11 protein-coding genes and 1 pseudogene are annotated in these 15648 nt (G+C 64.9%); 11 read left to right on the top strand and 1 reads right to left on the bottom strand.

The features are described 5' to 3' along the window. The first annotated feature begins 6 nt into the window (after positions 1 to 6). The 6 genes from AC0L2F_RS20940 to AC0L2F_RS20965 all read left to right on the top strand — a co-directional run bounded on the left by AC0L2F_RS20940 (position 7) and on the right by AC0L2F_RS20965 (position 8523). On the top strand, positions 7 to 1425 hold the full coding sequence (locus tag AC0L2F_RS20940) for a PepSY domain-containing protein (RefSeq protein ID WP_473249693.1): 1419 nt from the start codon (positions 7 to 9) through the stop codon (positions 1423 to 1425). A gap of 459 nt (positions 1426 to 1884) precedes the next feature. Next, on the top strand, positions 1885 to 3894 hold the full coding sequence (locus tag AC0L2F_RS20945; protein ID WP_473249694.1) for a hydantoinase/oxoprolinase family protein: 2010 nt from the start codon (positions 1885 to 1887) through the stop codon (positions 3892 to 3894). After that, a complete protein-coding gene (locus AC0L2F_RS20950; RefSeq protein ID WP_473249695.1) occupies positions 3891 to 5471 on the top strand; it encodes a hydantoinase B/oxoprolinase family protein in 1581 nt (526 codons plus the stop codon). Before AC0L2F_RS20945 ends, AC0L2F_RS20950 begins: the two co-directional genes overlap by 4 nt. Before the next feature lie 10 nt (positions 5472 to 5481). After that, positions 5482 to 6777 (top strand): aminotransferase class III-fold pyridoxal phosphate-dependent enzyme, encoded by a 1296-nt coding sequence (locus AC0L2F_RS20955; RefSeq protein WP_473249696.1) that lies wholly within the window; start codon positions 5482 to 5484, stop codon positions 6775 to 6777. A gap of 139 nt (positions 6778 to 6916) precedes the next feature. Further along, positions 6917 to 7849 carry an N-carbamoyl-D-amino-acid hydrolase gene (locus tag AC0L2F_RS20960; protein WP_473249697.1) on the top strand — a complete coding sequence of 311 codons (933 nt, stop codon included), beginning with the start codon at positions 6917 to 6919 and terminating at the stop codon, positions 7847 to 7849. Between the two features lie 5 nt (positions 7850 to 7854). Continuing rightward, positions 7855 to 8523, top strand: a complete 669-nt coding sequence (locus tag AC0L2F_RS20965; protein WP_473249698.1) for a flavin reductase family protein — start codon at positions 7855 to 7857, stop codon at positions 8521 to 8523. Here the strand turns inward: AC0L2F_RS20965 and AC0L2F_RS20970 are convergent. Continuing rightward, on the bottom strand, positions 8520 to 9182 hold the full coding sequence (locus AC0L2F_RS20970) for an aspartate/glutamate racemase family protein (protein ID WP_473249699.1): 663 nt from the start codon (positions 9180 to 9182) through the stop codon (positions 8520 to 8522). The genes AC0L2F_RS20965 and AC0L2F_RS20970 overlap by 4 nt on opposite strands. A 56-nt stretch (positions 9183 to 9238) precedes the next feature. Between AC0L2F_RS20970 and hydA the strand changes: the two genes are divergently transcribed. The 5 genes and pseudogenes from hydA (at position 9239) to AC0L2F_RS20995 (ending at position 15622) form a co-directional block, all read left to right on the top strand. Then, complete coding sequence (hydA, locus tag AC0L2F_RS20975; protein WP_473249700.1) at positions 9239 to 10708, top strand: dihydropyrimidinase; 1470 nt, start codon at positions 9239 to 9241, stop codon at positions 10706 to 10708. 16 nt (positions 10709 to 10724) lie between these two features. Next, a complete protein-coding gene (locus AC0L2F_RS20980) occupies positions 10725 to 11699 on the top strand; it encodes an NAD-dependent epimerase/dehydratase family protein (protein WP_473249701.1) in 975 nt (324 codons plus the stop codon). 1 nt (position 11700) lies between these two features. Next, a pseudogene (locus AC0L2F_RS20985) lies at positions 11701 to 12450 on the top strand (SDR family oxidoreductase). Continuing rightward, entirely contained in the window at positions 12447 to 13883 is a 1437-nt protein-coding gene (locus AC0L2F_RS20990) for an NAD(P)-binding domain-containing protein (protein WP_473249702.1), read from the top strand. Before AC0L2F_RS20985 ends, AC0L2F_RS20990 begins: the two are co-directional and overlap by 4 nt. A 119-nt stretch (positions 13884 to 14002) precedes the next feature. Further along, positions 14003 to 15622: an ABC transporter substrate-binding protein gene (locus AC0L2F_RS20995; RefSeq protein ID WP_063992957.1), complete on the top strand. Its 1620-nt coding sequence runs from the start codon at positions 14003 to 14005 to the stop codon at positions 15620 to 15622. The last annotated feature ends 26 nt before the right edge of the window (positions 15623 to 15648 follow it).

The raw sequence follows: 15648 nt of genomic DNA on the forward strand, positions 1-15648 counted from the left end.
TGATCGATGATGCGCGCGATCGTCCTGCTGCATCGATGGCTCGGAATCGCGTTCTGCCTGCTGTTCGCGATGTGGTTCGCGACGGGGATCGTGATGCACTTCGTTCCGTTTCCCTCCCTGACGGAATCTGAACGCTTTGCCGGGCTCGTGCCGCTGGCTAGCGCTGAGACCAGGATTGCGGTCGCCGATGCCGTTGCCGCGAGCGGCATCGCGGATGCGACGCGCGTTCGCCTGATCCAGCGCAGCAACGGACCGGTCTATGTCGTCGCGGGGCCGTCGCGCGCGGGCGCAGTCCGCGCCTCCGACGGTGTCGACGCCTCGGTCTCGTCTTCCGAGGTCGCGCTGGCCATCGCGCGAGACCACGCACGCAGCCGTGGGCTGGATGCCGCGCAAGCCGCGATCGTCGCGCGCGCGGACTATGACCAATGGAGCGTGCCAAACGGCTTTGACCGCCATCGGCCCCTGTTTCGAGTTGCCCTGGGCGACGCCGCCGCAACGGAGGTCTATGTCTCCTCGCTCACCGGCGAGATCGTTCTGGATACGACGCGCAGCGAGCGGACCTGGAATCTCGTCGGCAGCGTGCTGCACTGGATCTATCCGACAGTCCTGCGAAGTAATTGGTCGCTGTGGGATCGCGTGGTCTGGACCTTGTCACTGCTGGCCCTGGTCGCAGCATTGTTGGGCGCTGTGCTCGGCCTCGCGCGGATCAAACCTCGAGGCGGTCTGATCGGCTCGCCCTATCGTGGCTGGCATGCGCTGCATCATCTCATCGGCCTCGCGGCGATGGTGTTTGTGCTGACCTGGGTTTTCAGTGGTTGGCTCTCGATGGATCACGGGCGGCTGTTCTCGCGTGGGCAATTGACCTCGGCTGAATCCAGCGTGATGAACGCTTCACCGAGTTGGACGGCTGCCCCATCGCTCGATCGGCAGCCTGTGTCGCCGTTGGCCCGTGAGATCGAATGGTTTGCCTTCAACGGCAATCTCTATCGGCGGGATCGGACGGGCCTTGCCGCTCAGACATTGATCAAGGCGGGGGGCGATGGACCAACGGGATCTCTGGATGTGCACGAAGCTCAGGAGCTGACCGCGCGTCTCGCGGCCGGCTGCGGCGTACCGTCTGTACTTGCCGGCAATGACGACTATCCCGCGCAGTCCACCGTTCCGGGTGCCCCGGTCTACCGCTCGTACTGCGGCGACCTCTGGTTCGACATCGACGGCGCCGACGGCAATTTGCTGCAAAGGCTGGATTCGTCGCGGCGGGTCTATCGCTGGCTCTACGGCGCGCTGCACACGCTGGATTTTCCCGCCCTCGTCGCGCGCCCGTTGCTGCGCGACGGTTTGGTCGTCGGGCTCTGCGCCCTCGGCTTTCTGTTCTCCATCACGGGCATTGCCATCGGCTGGCGCCGCCTCGTCGCGATGCGTTGAGCGGGGCAAAACCACCGCTTACTGATCGTACAATAAAGAGAGGCTGAGCCGACTGGCATGCATAGCTCATAAGCAATCGCATCGGCCGCAGCACCGGTCGATCGCCTGCAAATTAGACAGTACTCGCACCACGCCTGGATAGCAGTGCAGCGGATGTCGCGTTTCGTCCTGGAAAATTCGTGGTGCGCTGCACTTATCCTGGGTGGAACGATCCACACTGACGTGCTCTCCATGCGGGCAGCGCTGCACTAAAAAGTGCCTCGGCGCGTCGCGCCGGTCGCGGGCCGGTCCTGTGCGTTGCGACAACTCCGGCCCTATCCCGAGACCGTCGCTCTGTCGCACGCTCGCAAGCGGTGGCATGACAGGGGGATGATGAGCACTCTCGGTTTGGCATTGAACTTGGCGATGGACGGGAAGCACCCGGCGTCAGGTTCGAATGTCGTCCGCAGCTGACGCCACATGAGCACTGACGAAGATCACTGGGAAGTCGGCACCGATATCGGCGGCACCTTCACCGACATCATCGCGATCCGGCACTCCCCCGCGGAGGCGCGGATCGCGAAAGTACCGTCGCGACCTCAAGCTCCGGTTCAGGCGATGCTGGAGGCGATCGAGGCGGTGGGCCTGCGCAAGAGCGAGGTCAAGCGCTTCGTCCACGGCACCACGCGCGTGACCAACGCCATCGTCGAAGGACGTCTGCCGAAAGTGGCGCTGGTGGCGACCCAAGGCTTTGCCGACGTGCTGGAGATCGCGCGCTATCGCCGCCGCGATCTCTATCGTCTCGACGTCCCGCCGAAATCGCCGCCGCTGGTGCCGCCCGAACGATGTTTTGGCCTCGCCGAGCGCCTCGATCACGAGGGCCGGGTGCTGAAGGCGCTGGATGACGCGGAGATCGAGCGTCTGGTGGCCTGGCTGAAAATGACGGGCGTACAGAGCGTCGCGGTCGCACTGCTGCACGCCTACGCCAATCCCGTCCACGAGAAGATGCTCGGCGAGCGGCTCAAGGGCGTCGTTGCCCACGTCTCGCTGTCGCACGAGGTCAATCCCGAGGCGCGTGAATACGAGCGGACTTCGGCGACCGTGTTCAACGCGGCCGCCATGCCGATTGCGGTCGAATATCTCAGCGAGCTGGAGCAGCGGCTGCCGATCGGCCCCGGCCTGCAGGTGTTTCATTCGGCCGGCGCCATGGTCCCGATCTCGGCCGTGAAGCGGCGGCCGCTGGTGATGGCGATGTCAGGCCCAGCGGCCGGCGTCTCCGCATCCGTCAGCATCGCGCGCCAGCTCGGCACATCGCGGATGCTGACGTTCGACATGGGCGGCACCACGACCGACGTCTGCCTGATCGTTGACGGCCAGGCCGAGATGACAGACGGCCGGATGCTCGGCGACAAGCCGCTGCGCCAGCCGATGCTTGCGGTTCATTCGATCGGGGCGGGCGGCGGATCGATCGTGCGCAATGGTCCCGGTGGCCTGACCGTCGGACCGGAAAGTGCCGGCTCCGAGCCGGGACCGGCCTGCTACGGCCGCGGCGGTATCGAGCCGACCATCACCGACGCCAACGCGGTGCTCGGCTATCTCAATCCCGAAACCAAACTTGGCGACCGGATCGGAATCGACATCCAGGCAGCCAGCGAAGTGATCGCGCCGATCGCGCGCACTCTGGGGCTGAGCCCGACCGAAACCGCGCTCGGCATCATCAAGGTCGCGAATGCGACAATGGCGCGTGCGCTCCGCCGCGTCACGGTCGAGCGGGGCATCGACGGACGCGACTGCACACTTCTCGCTTTCGGCGGCGGCGGGCCGATGCACGCCGCGGGCCTGGCCGATCTCTACGGGATCGCCGAGGTCGTCGTTCCCAGTGCATCGAGCGCGTTTTCGGCGCTGGGTTGTCTCACCGCCGATTTCAGCTTCCTCCAGCAGCAAACCCTGCGCGCGGCGCTCGACGGCATCGACCTCGCCCGTGTGTCCGAGCGGATCCGGGTGCTGATCGACGATGCCTCGGCGCCGCTGATTGCCAACGGCGTTGCCGCGACCGAGATTCAGATCGAGCTGGTGGCCTTGATGCGCTACGCGGCGCAGAACGACGCCATTCCGGTGCCGTTCGCGCGACCGCTCGACGTCATCACGCTGAAGAGGGATTTTCTGGCCCGGCACCACGAGCTGTTCGGCTATGCGACGGGCGAGAGCTGCGTCATCGAATCCGTGCGGGTGCAGGCACGCCGTCCGTCGGCGACCGTCGTGAGCCGGCCGACCGTCGCGGTCAGGACGGTATCAACCGGCGAGCGCATCTGCTCGTTCGACGGCTTTCACGACATCGCGACAAGCATCATCGACCGCGCGTCGCTGACCGAAATCGTCAGCGGCCCGGCCATCATTGAAGACGCATGGTCGACCGTGGTGGTCCCGCCCGGCTGGCAGGCAAGGCCGGATGTTTCAGGCAATTTGTTCCTGACGCGGGGGGCGGCATGAAGCTCGATCCGTTCGTCGTCGAAGTCATCAGGCACGGGCTCTCGGCCGCGGCCGAGGAGATGAGCCTGGTGATGACGCGCTCGGCGCGCTCGCCGCTGCTGCGCGAGGCCGGCGACCTGTCGTCGGCGATCACGGACGGCCGCGGCGACCTGGTCGGACAGGGTCGCGACATTCCGATCCATCTCGGCGCAATGGCCTATACGGTCCTCGAATTGCTGAAGGTGGTGCCGCGGGACGGCCTAAGAGACGGCGACGCACTGATCTACAATGTCGGCCCGCTCGGCGGCAACCATCTCAACGACGTCAAGGTCGTGCGGCCCGTCTTCGTCGATGGCGAGATCGTCGCGTTCGCGGTCAGCCTCGCGCATTGGCCCGATATCGGCGGCACCTGGCCCGGCAGCTATTTTGCGAAAGCCATCGACACCTTCCAGGAGGCGATGCGCATTCCGCCGGTTCTGATCGCCACGGCAGCGGGCGTCAATACGCCGATCGTGCAGCTGCTCAAGGCCAATGTTCGCGATCCCGACTCCTGCGAGGGCGATCTTCTCGCCCAGATCGCCGCAACAAAAGCCGGCGAGAAGCGCATCGTCGAGCTTTGCCGCGAGCACGGCAAGGCCGTCTTCACGGCGGTGCAGTCGCGCCTGCACGATCTCTCCGAAATCGAGATGCGCGAGGCGCTGCGCGATCTGCCTGACGGCGTCTACGAGGGCGAGGATTATCTGGACGACGGCGGCGTCGACGACGCGCCTGCGCGCATTCATGTCAAGATCACCATTGCCGGCGACGAAGCGACCTTCGACCTCTCGGGAAGCTGCGACCGCGTCTCGAATTTCTGCAACACGACGCCGTTCATGGCGCGCTCGGCGGTGGCCTATGCCGCGCGCATCATGAGCGGGCGCGACATGAACCAGAACGCGGGCGCGCTGCGGCCGCTGACCATCATCACGCGCCCGGGCTCGATCCTGGAGCCGGGGTGGAATGCCTCGGTTGCGGCCGGCAACCACGAGACCTCGATGCGCATCGTCGATGCGATTTTTCGCGCGATGCAGAATACCATTCCGGAGCGCCTGTCTGCGGGCGGGGCGACCACGGCGGGCGTCCTCTTCTTCGCCGAACCTCGACAGAACGGTTCGTGGAAGATGCTCTACGAGGTCCACGGCGGTGGCGAGGGCGCGCGGCCTGATCGGGACGGCATCTCCGCGACGCGGGTGCACCTGTCCAACACCTCGAACACGCCGGTCGAGGTGATCGAGGCGAATTACGCGATCCAAGTGGAGCAGCAGGCCATTCGCCGGCAGTCCGGCGGCGCCGGAGCGCATCGCGGCGGGGACGGCGTCATCCGTACCTATCGTATCCTGGCGCCGTCGATGCATCTGACCACCTGCATCGAGCGCATGGTGATCGCGCCGTTCGGCATGCAGGGCGGCGAACCCGGCAAGACCTGCCGCATCTCGCTGATCAGGCAGGACGCGAGCGTCGCGATCGACGGCAAGTCGAACCTGGTGCTGCAGCAAGGCGATCTCGTCACGATCGAGACCTGCGGCGGCGGTGGCTACGGCGTCGAGGCTGCGGAATGAAGGGATTGCAATGAGCAGATTGTTGCGAACCGGGCTGAATGCCGGCGACTGCGCGCCCATGGCCGTGGTCGGTGGCGAGGGCGTCTATTTTCATCTGTCGGACGGCCGCAAGCTCATCGACGGCAGCAACACCGGCGGCGGCCTCGGACATCGTCATCCCGCCATGGTGGAGGCGATCCGCCGCGCCGCGGATACGCCCGTCGTGAACGAGGGGTGGACCTGGGTCGGCCGCGAGCAGGCGGCTGACGATTTGATGGCCACCGCGTTCCGTGGCGAAGAGGATTGGGTCGGCGCGGTGCGCTTCTGCATCAGCGGCAGCGAGGCCAACGACATGGCGCTGTCGCTGTGTCAGGCGCTGACGCAGCGGTCCGCGCTGGCGACGCGCGAGCGCGCCTATCACGGCATCACCGGCCTGTCGCGCAGCATGACGGTGCAGCCGCAATGGCATGGCGGTCTTGCGGTCCACTCGGGCGGCTCGAAGCTGCCGGCGCCGATGGCGCCGGTGCGGATATTGCCGGCGCCGGACGGCGCGATCTATGGCGCGCCAGCCAACAATGTTCCTCCCAGCGAATATCTTGCCGACGCCACGGGCCTGCTTTCGGATACCGCAGCGACGATCATCGACTACACGCAGGGCGGCATCTACTACGACGGCGCCTATCAGGACGAGGTGGCGCGGTGCGCGCGGCAGGCTGGCTCATACTGGATCGCCGACGAAGTGGTGACTGGTGCGGGTCGTGCCGGGCGCTGGTTCGCGTTCCAGGGTGCCGAAAGCCGCCCTGACATCGTGACGCTCGGAAAATCGCTCGGCGGCGGCGCGGCGGCGGTTGCCGCGGTGGTGGTGTCGAAAGATATCGTCGAACGGCTCAAGGGCACGAGCTGGCAGAATTACGGCACGTTGCGCGGGCATCCTATCGGCATGGCCGCCGTTAGCGCCTATCTCAAGGTCGTCAGCGAAGAGAAGATTCTTGAGCACGTGAAGAACCTCGAAAAGCTGTTCACCCGCCGCCTGCTCGTCATCGCGCAAAAGCATCCGAGCGTGCAGCGCGTGGCCGGGCAGGGGCTGCACTGGACCGTGGAGCTGCACGGGCCGGACTGGCGCTCCTGGCACGCTGACACTATCGAGGTGCCGATCGCCTCGCGCGTCGCGGAGCGGGCCCTGGAGGCAGGCGCCGTGATCGGCACCAGCGGTGAGCAGACCTCGCTGTTCCTCGCACCGCCGCTCGTGATCTCCGAGCATGAGGCCGGACAGCTTCTGGACGCGCTGGACCACGGCCTCGATGTTGCGGATGAGGAGCAGACATGAGGGTGCATCGTGCAACGCACGCTATGCCCGAGCCGCAGGGAGCGGCTGGAAAGTCCGGATGATGCTGCGTTATGCTGCCGCGCGCCGGCACATTATTTGAAATTCTAGCCTAGCCCAAGACACCACCAGGAAATCGCTGATGCGTATCGTCAATGTTGCCGCCGCCCAGATGGGCCCGATCCAGAAAGCCGACAGCCGCGAGGCGGTCGTCAAGCGCATGATTGCGCTGATGGACGAGGCCAAAAGCAAGGGCGCCGACCTGATCGTCTATCCGGAACTGGCGCTCACGACCTTCTTTCCGCGTTGGTACGTGGAGGACCGGGCCGAGTTCGACAATTGGTTTGAGCGCGAGATGCCCAATGCGGCGACCCGGCCGTTGTTCGAGCGCGCGGCGCAGCACCAGATGGCGATGAATTTCGGCTATGCGGAGCTGACGCCCGACGGGCATCATTTCAACACTGCTGTTCTCACCGACAAATCCGGCAAGATCGTCGGAAAATATCGCAAGATCCATTTGCCCGGCCATGTGGAATACGACACCAAACGCTCGCACCAGCATCTGGAGAAGCGCTATTTCGAGCCGGGCGATCTCGGCTTCAACGTCTGGCGCGAGCTGGGCGGCATCATCGGCATGGCGATCTGCAACGACCGGCGCTGGCCCGAGACCTATCGCGTCATGGGCTTGCAAGGCGTCGAGATGGTGCTGATCGGCTACAACACGCCGTCCGTGAATGCGGAGAGGAGCGACGAGGGCATCGAGAAACGCCTGTTTCACAACCGCCTCTCCGCGCAGGCCGGCGCCTATCAGAACGCGACCTGGGTCGTCGCGGTGGCCAAGGCCGGCAACGAGGACGGACACCCGCTGTTCGGCGGCAGCCTCATCGTTGATCCCAATGGCGAAATCGTCGCCGAAGCGAAGACGGAGGACGACGAGCTGCTGGCCCACGCCTGCGACCTCGACGCCACCACCTTCGGCAAGACCACGATCTTCAATTTCGCGCAGCATCGCCGTATCGAGCATTACGGGCTGATCACCAGCCGAACGGGCGCAGTGCCGCCGCCGGAGAAGTGACGTCGATGGCGGACAAGGGCACATCAGGTATTCCCCTGCGCGAGCTCGATCCACGCGATCGCTACAAACTGCTTTGCGGCGTGGTGGTGCCACGGCCGATTGCGCTGGTGACGACGCTCGATGCGAACGGGGCGGTCAACGCCGCGCCCTTCAGCTTCTTCAACGTGTTCTCGGAGAGCCCGGCGCTGATCGTGCTCGGTCTCCAGCACAAGCCGGATCACAGCCCGAAGGACACCACCCGCAACATCCATCGCGACGGCGAGTTCGTCGTTCACATGGTGGACGAGGCGTTGTCGGTGGCAATGAACGACTGCGCGGTCGATTTTCCGTCCGGTGACAGCGAGGTCGCCGCTGCAGGACTCGCGACCCTTCCCTCAGTCGACGTGAAGGTGCCGCGCCTCGCCGCCGCTCCCTTTGCGCTCGAATGCCGGCGCCATGTCGCGCTGAATTTTTCGCCCGATCGCGAACTGCTGGTCGGCGAGGTGCTCCGGATTCATGCCCGCGAGGGCCTCGTCGACGAGGCCAATATGTATGTCGATCTCGACGCCTACCGGCCGATTGGCCGCATGTTCGGCAATCTCTACACGACGCAGCGGGATACGTTCGCGCTTGTCCGCGAGAGCCACGCGCAATGGCTCGCGCGGCAGGACGCCAAAGAGCTGAAGGACGCCTAGTGATTCGAGAACTGCACCGTACCCAGCGCCATGGTGACAGCCGCCTGTGTCGGGTCGATCACGGCAACGCCGAGCGCGTCTTCGAGGGGACGGCGATGGCGCGCCATGCCGGCGCAGCCCATCACGATGGCGCGGGCGCCGTCCTCGTCGCGCAGCGCGCGGCCGATTTCGATCATCCTGGCCAGCGTGCCTTCGCCCGAGGCGGTTTCGGCAACGCTCATGTTGAGCGGCCGCTCGCCGGCAAGGCGTTCGGTCAGTCCCATCTGCCTGAGATAGCGCATGTGACGCGGGATCGAGCGCTGGGCGATCGCGATGACGCCAAAGGTTTCGGCGCGGGCCAGCGCGGTCAGCACGCCGCACTCGGCGATGCCAAACACGGGGCGATCGGTGCCTTCGCGGCAGACCTGAAGCCCGGGATCGCTGTAGCAGGCGATGACAAAGGCGGCCGAGCTGTTGTCGCCCTCGACCAGCCGGCGCAGCGGCATGGTGACGCCATCGACATCGGCCTGGCTTTCAATGCCGAACGGTCCCTCGGCCAGCGTCTGGCAGACCAGCTCTGGGCCGCCCTCGAAACCGAGCGGCTTCAGCGCGTCCTCCAGCCCCTGCGTGACCGCAGGGTTGGAATTCGGATTGATGACGAGAATGCGCGGTCGGGACATGCTGGTCTTCCTGCAAAATTTCGATCACTTGCCCTAAGCCTATCATGGAGTGCCTCATGACTGAACCCGCTTACGACCTGATCATTCGCGGTGGGCGCGTCGCGACGACGACCGACGTCTTTGAAGCCGATGTCGCCATCTCCGGTGAGACCATCGCCGCTATCGGGCGTGGGCTTCCGTCCGCGAAGCGCGAGATCGACGCGCGCGGGAAGCTCGTTCTGCCCGGCGGCGTCGACAGCCACGCCCATATCGAGCAGCTGTCCGCGGCCGGCATCATGAACGCCGACACGTTCGAGAGCGCGACCGTCTCCGCCGCTTTTGGCGGCACCACCACGGTGATCCCGTTTGCCGCACAGCATGTCGGCATGAAGCTGCCGCAGGTGGTCGAGGATTATCACGCGCTCGCGAAGAAGGGCGCCGTGATCGACTACGCCTTTCACATGATCATTGCGGATGCGACCAGGGAAACGGTCGAGGAGCATATTCCGGCGTTGGTGAAGCAGGGCCATGCCTCGATCAAGATCTTCATGACTTATGATCGGCTCAAGGTCGACGACGAGCCGTTGCTGGACATCCTTCTCGCCGCGCGCCAGTCCGGCGCGATGTTGTGCGCCCATGCCGAAAACCACGGCATCATCGCCTGGATGGTGAAGCGCCTGCTCGCGCGCGGCTACACGTTGCCGAAATACCACGCCGTCAGCCACGCCCGCGTGTCGGAGGCCGAAGCCTTTACCCGGCTGATCGGCATGGCGGCACTGATCGACCAGCCCATCATGATCTTCCATGTCTCGACCGCCGAGGGCGCCAAGGTGATCCGCGATGCGCGCGGGCAGGGGCTGAAGGTGTTTGCCGAAACCTGTCCGCAATACCTCTTCCTCACCGCTGCCGATCTCGACAAGCCCGGGGCGGAAGGCGCTAAGTGGATGTGCAGCCCGCCGCCGCGGACGCATGCCGACCAGGAGGCGCTGTGGCAGGCGCTGTCGCTGGGCGATCTCCAGACCATCTCGTCGGATCACGCGCCTTATCGTTACGACGAGACCGGCAAGCTGCGTGCCGGACCCAATCCCAACTTCAAGCAGGTCGCGAATGGCCTGCCGGGACTGGAGCTGCGCCTGCCGCTGCTGTTCGACGCGATGGTGTCGAAAGGGCGGCTCGGCCTGGAGAAGTTCGTCGAGCTGACCTCGACCGCGCCAGCCAAGATCTACAATCTGCATCCGCGCAAGGGTTCGATCGCGGTCGGTGCCGATGCCGATATCGCGATCTGGGATCCCGATCGCGAGACCGTGATCGCCGACGAGATGATGCACGACCTCGCTGGCTACACGCCGTTTGCGGGACGAAAGCTGAAGGGCTGGCCGGTGTCGGTGCTGTCGCGCGGGCGCGTCATCATCGACGGCAACAAGTGCGTCGCGAGCGCAGGCAGCGGCCTGTTCCTGGCACGCAGCGGCGGCGAGGCGGCCAAGCCGACGGGCCGGCTCGTCGCCGACATGGATCCGGAACGGAATTTCGGGGCGAAACTGCTGTGATGGTGGATCGCGCGCGATGAAGATCGTCATCTTCGGCGGCACCGGGTTTGTCGGCCTTAACGTTGCGGAGGTGCTGCTCGCGCGCGGGCATGACGTGACGCTGTATGACCGCGCAGAGTTGCCACCATCCGCGCGGCGATCTCTTGCCGACTACGGCGCCCGGCTCAAGGCGGTGCAGGGCGATATCACCGATGCAGATGCCGTCGATGCCCTCATCGCTGAAGGCGTCGATGCGATCGTGCTGGGCGCGGCGATCACCGCCGGTGATGAACTGGAGAGAGCGTCGACCGCACGCGTTCTCGAGATCAACGTGATGGCGCAGATCCCGATCCTGCTCGCCGCGATCCGTCATGGTGTCCGCCGCGTCGTCAATCTCTCGTCGGCATCGGCCTACGGCGCCGCGGGGGCGCGAGTCGAGATTCTCGACGAGGAAACGCCTTGCGATCCGGTCTCGTTCTACGCCATCAGCAAGTTCACCTCGGAGCGCTCTGTCGCGCGCCATGCCGAACTCTTCGGCGGCGATTTCCTGAGCGTGCGGCTGAGCGCCCTGTTCGGACCGTGGGAGCGACCGAGCTCCGTACGCGACACGCCAAGCCTCCAGTTCCAGATCTTGGCCGCGTTCGCCCGCGGCGAGCCGGCGATCATGCCTGAAGCGGGCATGAGGGACTGGATCTACGCGCCGGATGCGGCCGAGGCCGTGGCGATCCTGATCGAAGCTGACCGGCCGCGCCACCGGCTCTACAACATCTCCCGCGGAGGGCCTTGGCCTGCGCTGCAATGGGGCGAGGCCTACGCTGCGTTGCATCCCGGCCTGGAGTGCCGGCTCGCGGCGCCCGGCGAGAAAACCGTCATCAAGCTGCATGGGGCCTATCGCGCGCCGCTGTCGGTGAACCGGATGGCGGATGAATTCGGCTGGCGCGCGCGGTTCGGCTGCGCCGAGTCGGCGGCCGCGATGAGCGCCTGGTTGACGCAGCATAAGGACTGGATCTGACATGCGGCTGCAAGGGCGCACGGCCATCATCACGGGAGCGGGTTCGGGTATCGGCCGCGCCAGCGCCAAGCTCTTCGCGGAAGAGGGCGCGCATCTCGCTCTAGTCGATCGCGATGCCGCAGGACTTCAGGAGACCCTGAGCCTGGTCGGCGAAGCAACGACGCATGTCGGCGACGTCGGCGATGCCGGTTTCGCCGAGACCGTCGTCGGCGATGTCGTGGCGCGACACGGTCGGCTCGACATCCTGATGACCGCCGCGGGGTTTTCCTGCGGCGGCACGGTGCTGACAACGAGCCCGGCCGATTGGGATGCGGTGTTCCGCACCAATGTCGGCGGCACCTGGCTGTGGGCGCGGGCGGCCGTGCCGCAGATGCAGCGGCAGAACAGCGGTTCGATCATCACGCTGGCGTCGCAGCTTGCGATTGCTGGCGGCAAGGGCAACAGCGCCTATATCGCCGCCAAGGGCGCGATCGTCAGCCTGACCCGGACGATGGCGGTGGATTTCGCAACCGACGGCATTCGCGTCAACGCGATTGCGCCCGGTGCGATCGACACGCCGATGCTTCGCCGCAGCTTTGCCCGTCATACCAATTCAGAAGAGGTGCGCGAAACCTCCCGCAACCGCCACGCCATGAAGCGGTTCGGCTAGGCCGATGAGGTCGCGCAAGCGGCGCTGCATCTCGCAAGCAATGCGTCCTCGTTTACGACCGGCACCGTGATGGTGGTCGACGGAGGCTGGCTCGCGGCATGAGCGATGCGCTGACAGAGCTCGAAGTGAGCGTTCACGCCGATCTCGTACGGATCGCGCATCCCGGTGCCGCCTGGCTCGAACCGAAGACGGGACCGGACGGCAAGCCGGCGCTGGATGTGCTCGTGATCGGCGCCGGCCAATCGGGCATCGCCATCGGCTTCGGCCTGATGCGCTCCCGCGTCAGCAACATCCTGCTGCTCGACAAGGCCGAGGAGGGGATGGAAGGCCCGTGGCTCACCTATGCCCGCATGCCGACGCTGCGCAGCCCGAAGGACTATACCGGTCCTGACCTCGACATTCCGAGCCTGACCTATCAATCTTGGCATGAAGCCCGCTTCGGTAAGGAAAGCTGGCAGACGCTGAACCTAATCCTGAGGGAGCATTGGGCTGAGTATTTGCTCTGGCTGCGACGTACGATCGCATTGCCGGTGCGCAACGGCTGCGAGCTTCTGGAAATCCGGCCGACGGCGGATGGTTTGTTGGCCGCACGCGTGAAACGTGGCGATGGACTCGAGACGCTCCATGCGCGCAAGATCGTGCTGGCGACCGGGCAGGAGGGAATGGGGGACTGGATGATCCCGGAGCCGCTGAGCCATCTGCCCGAGAGCTCGGTCGCAACGGTCGCCGATGATATCGATTTCGAGAACCTCCGCGGCAAGCGCGTCGCCGTGATCGGCGCCGGCGCATCGGCGTTCGACAATGCGGCAACCGCGCTGGAAGCGGGCGCAGCGGAGGTGCATCTGCTGTGTCGTCGCGCGCAGATCCAGGTGGTCCAGCCCTATCGCTGGCTGACCTTCCGCGGCTTCTTGCGCCATCTCAGCGATCTCGACGATGCCTGGCGCTGGCGCTTCATGCGCACCATCCTCGAGATGCGCGAAGGCTTTCCGCAACCAACTTACGATCGCTGCGCAAATCATGCCAATTTCACATTGCACGAGAGCGCGCCGATCGAGGCAGCCCGCGAGACCGATGACGGCCTGGAATTGCAGACGCCGCACGGCGCCATACCTGCGGATTTCGTCATCTGCGGCACCGGCATCGACATGAACTTTGCCGGACGTGGCGAGCTGCGCGCATTTGCCGGCAATATCGCAACCTGGGCCGACCGCTATAGGCCTCCCGAGAGCGAGCGCAACGTGCGGCTCGGCCGCTTTCCCTATCTCGCCGACGATTACGCCTTCACCGAACGTGTTGCGGGCGAGACGCCGTGGATCTCGAACATCCATCTCTTCGCCATCGCCTCCACCATGAGTTTTGGTCCGTCGGGATCGTCGATCAACGCGATGACGACTGCGGTGCCGAAGCTGGTGAATGGCCTGACGCGCGGCCTGTTCCGCGCCGATGTCGAACGACACTGGGCCTCGCTTCGCGCCTACGACGTGCCGCAGGCCGTGGTCACGCGGCCGGCGCGAAACATGGAGGAACCGCGATGATCGTCCATGCGCCACCGCGACAAAGCGTCCACAAGAGCGCATCATGAGACTGGCGCGCAACTTGCTTCTTTCTTGACCTGTCCTGCTGGCGTTCCTGTCGAAAATATTGGGGAAAACGAATGCGTTTTGTATCTTTCAGGCTGGCATCCTCCGTGCTCGCCACCACCGCGTTGTTGCTCGTCGCCACCGCGCCCTCGCAAGCGCAAACCAGGGCCGAGACGTTGCGCTATGTCACTGGCGCATCCGTCAACACGCTGGATCCCAACATTCCGGGCTCGACGCGCGAATCCTTCGCGCTGAGCATGAGCACATACGACCGCCTGGTGGCGTTCGGCCGCAAGCAGCTCAACGGCAAATGGGTGTTCGATCTCGACAAGATCACCGGTGAGCTCGCCGAATCCTACGACGTCAGCCCGGACGGACTGAAGCTGACATTCCGTCTGCGCAAGGATGCCAAGTTCCAGGACGGCTCGCCCGTGACCGCCGAGGACGTGAAATGGTCGCTAGATCGCTGCGTCACCGCGCCGATCCTCGGCAAGGCACAATTGCTGACGGGATCGTTGACGTCGGCCGACCAGTTCAAGGTGATCGATCCCCTCACGATCGAAGTGACGCTGCCAAAGCCCGACAAGCTCGCGCTGCCGAATCTCGCGACGGTCTACCCGTTGATCATCAACTCGAAGGTCGCCAAGGAGCATGCGACCCCGGACGATCCCTGGGCCACGGCCTGGCTGAAGGAGCATACCGCCGGCAGCGGTGCTTACGTGATCGAGAGCTTCAAGCCCGGCGAGCAGGTGATCATCAAGCGCAACGAGGCCTGGAACCGCGGCTCGCCCGACAAGCCGGCCTTTTTCAAGCGCGTGATCGTGCAGTCCGTGCCGGAGCCCGCGACCCGCGCCAATCTGGTCGAGCGCGGCGACGCCGATCTCGTCGTCGATCTCCAGGCCAGCGACGTGCAGTCGCTCGAGGCCAAGGGCAAGCTCAAGGTGGTCTCGACGCCGCAATACAATTCGATCACCTTCGTCTCGATGAACAACCAGATCCCGCCTTTCGATAACGTCAATGTCCGCCGCGCCATCGCCTTCGCGCTGCCCTATGAGGATATGTTCAAGGCTGCCTTGTTCGGCCGCGGAGCGCCGCTGTTCGGTGCGAATTGGCCTGATGGCAAGCCGCTGAACGGCATCTATCCGTTCCAGGCACCGGTGAAGACCGATCTCGACAAGGCGAGGGAATATCTGAAGGCCGCAGGACTCCCCGAGGGTTTTTCGACCACCTTCAGCTTCAACGTAGGCCAGGCCTCGACCGCGGAGCCGATGGCTGCTCTCGTGAAGGAATCCCTTGCCAAGATCGGGATCAAGGTCGACATCCAGAAGCTGCCGGATGCGCAGATGTCGACGCAGATCAACGAAAAGAAGCTGCCCTTGTTCACGGAAGGCATCGTCGCCTGGCTGCCGTCGACCGATTACTTCTACCGCAACTTCTACACCGGCAATCAGCGCTGGAATTACAGCTCGATCAACAATTCCGAGCTGGCCGCGATCGCGCAGGAAGCACGCTTCGAGCCCGACAAGGCCAAGTACGAGGAGGATGGCCGCAAGCTCAACGCGATCCATTTCAGCGAGATGCCGCAGATCCCGCTGTGGCAGCCGAATCAGGACGCCGTGATGGCCTCGTCGATCGAGGGCTATACCTACGAGTTCCATCGTCAGGTGGACTATCGCGACGTCAGCCGCAAGTAATTTGAGTAAAAAGTGGCTTCCGCAAG

It is taken from the genome of Bradyrhizobium sp. Ken64 (assembly GCF_055807555.1).

Coding starts and splice junctions, on each gene's coding strand:
- AC0L2F_RS20945 (WP_473249694.1), top strand. CDS start 1,885: ATGAGCACTGACGAAGATCACTGGGAAGTCGGCACCGATATCGGCGGC.
- AC0L2F_RS20955 (WP_473249696.1), top strand. CDS start 5,482: ATGAGCAGATTGTTGCGAACCGGGCTGAATGCCGGCGACTGCGCGCCC.
- hydA (WP_473249700.1), top strand. CDS start 9,239: ATGACTGAACCCGCTTACGACCTGATCATTCGCGGTGGGCGCGTCGCG.
- AC0L2F_RS20990 (WP_473249702.1), top strand. CDS start 12,447: ATGAGCGATGCGCTGACAGAGCTCGAAGTGAGCGTTCACGCCGATCTC.
- AC0L2F_RS20940 (WP_473249693.1), top strand. CDS start 7: ATGATGCGCGCGATCGTCCTGCTGCATCGATGGCTCGGAATCGCGTTC.
- AC0L2F_RS20970 (WP_473249699.1), bottom strand. CDS start 9,182: ATGTCCCGACCGCGCATTCTCGTCATCAATCCGAATTCCAACCCTGCG.
- AC0L2F_RS20980 (WP_473249701.1), top strand. CDS start 10,725: ATGAAGATCGTCATCTTCGGCGGCACCGGGTTTGTCGGCCTTAACGTT.
- AC0L2F_RS20960 (WP_473249697.1), top strand. CDS start 6,917: ATGCGTATCGTCAATGTTGCCGCCGCCCAGATGGGCCCGATCCAGAAA.
- AC0L2F_RS20995 (WP_063992957.1), top strand. CDS start 14,003: ATGCGTTTTGTATCTTTCAGGCTGGCATCCTCCGTGCTCGCCACCACC.
- AC0L2F_RS20965 (WP_473249698.1), top strand. CDS start 7,855: ATGGCGGACAAGGGCACATCAGGTATTCCCCTGCGCGAGCTCGATCCA.
- AC0L2F_RS20950 (WP_473249695.1), top strand. CDS start 3,891: ATGAAGCTCGATCCGTTCGTCGTCGAAGTCATCAGGCACGGGCTCTCG.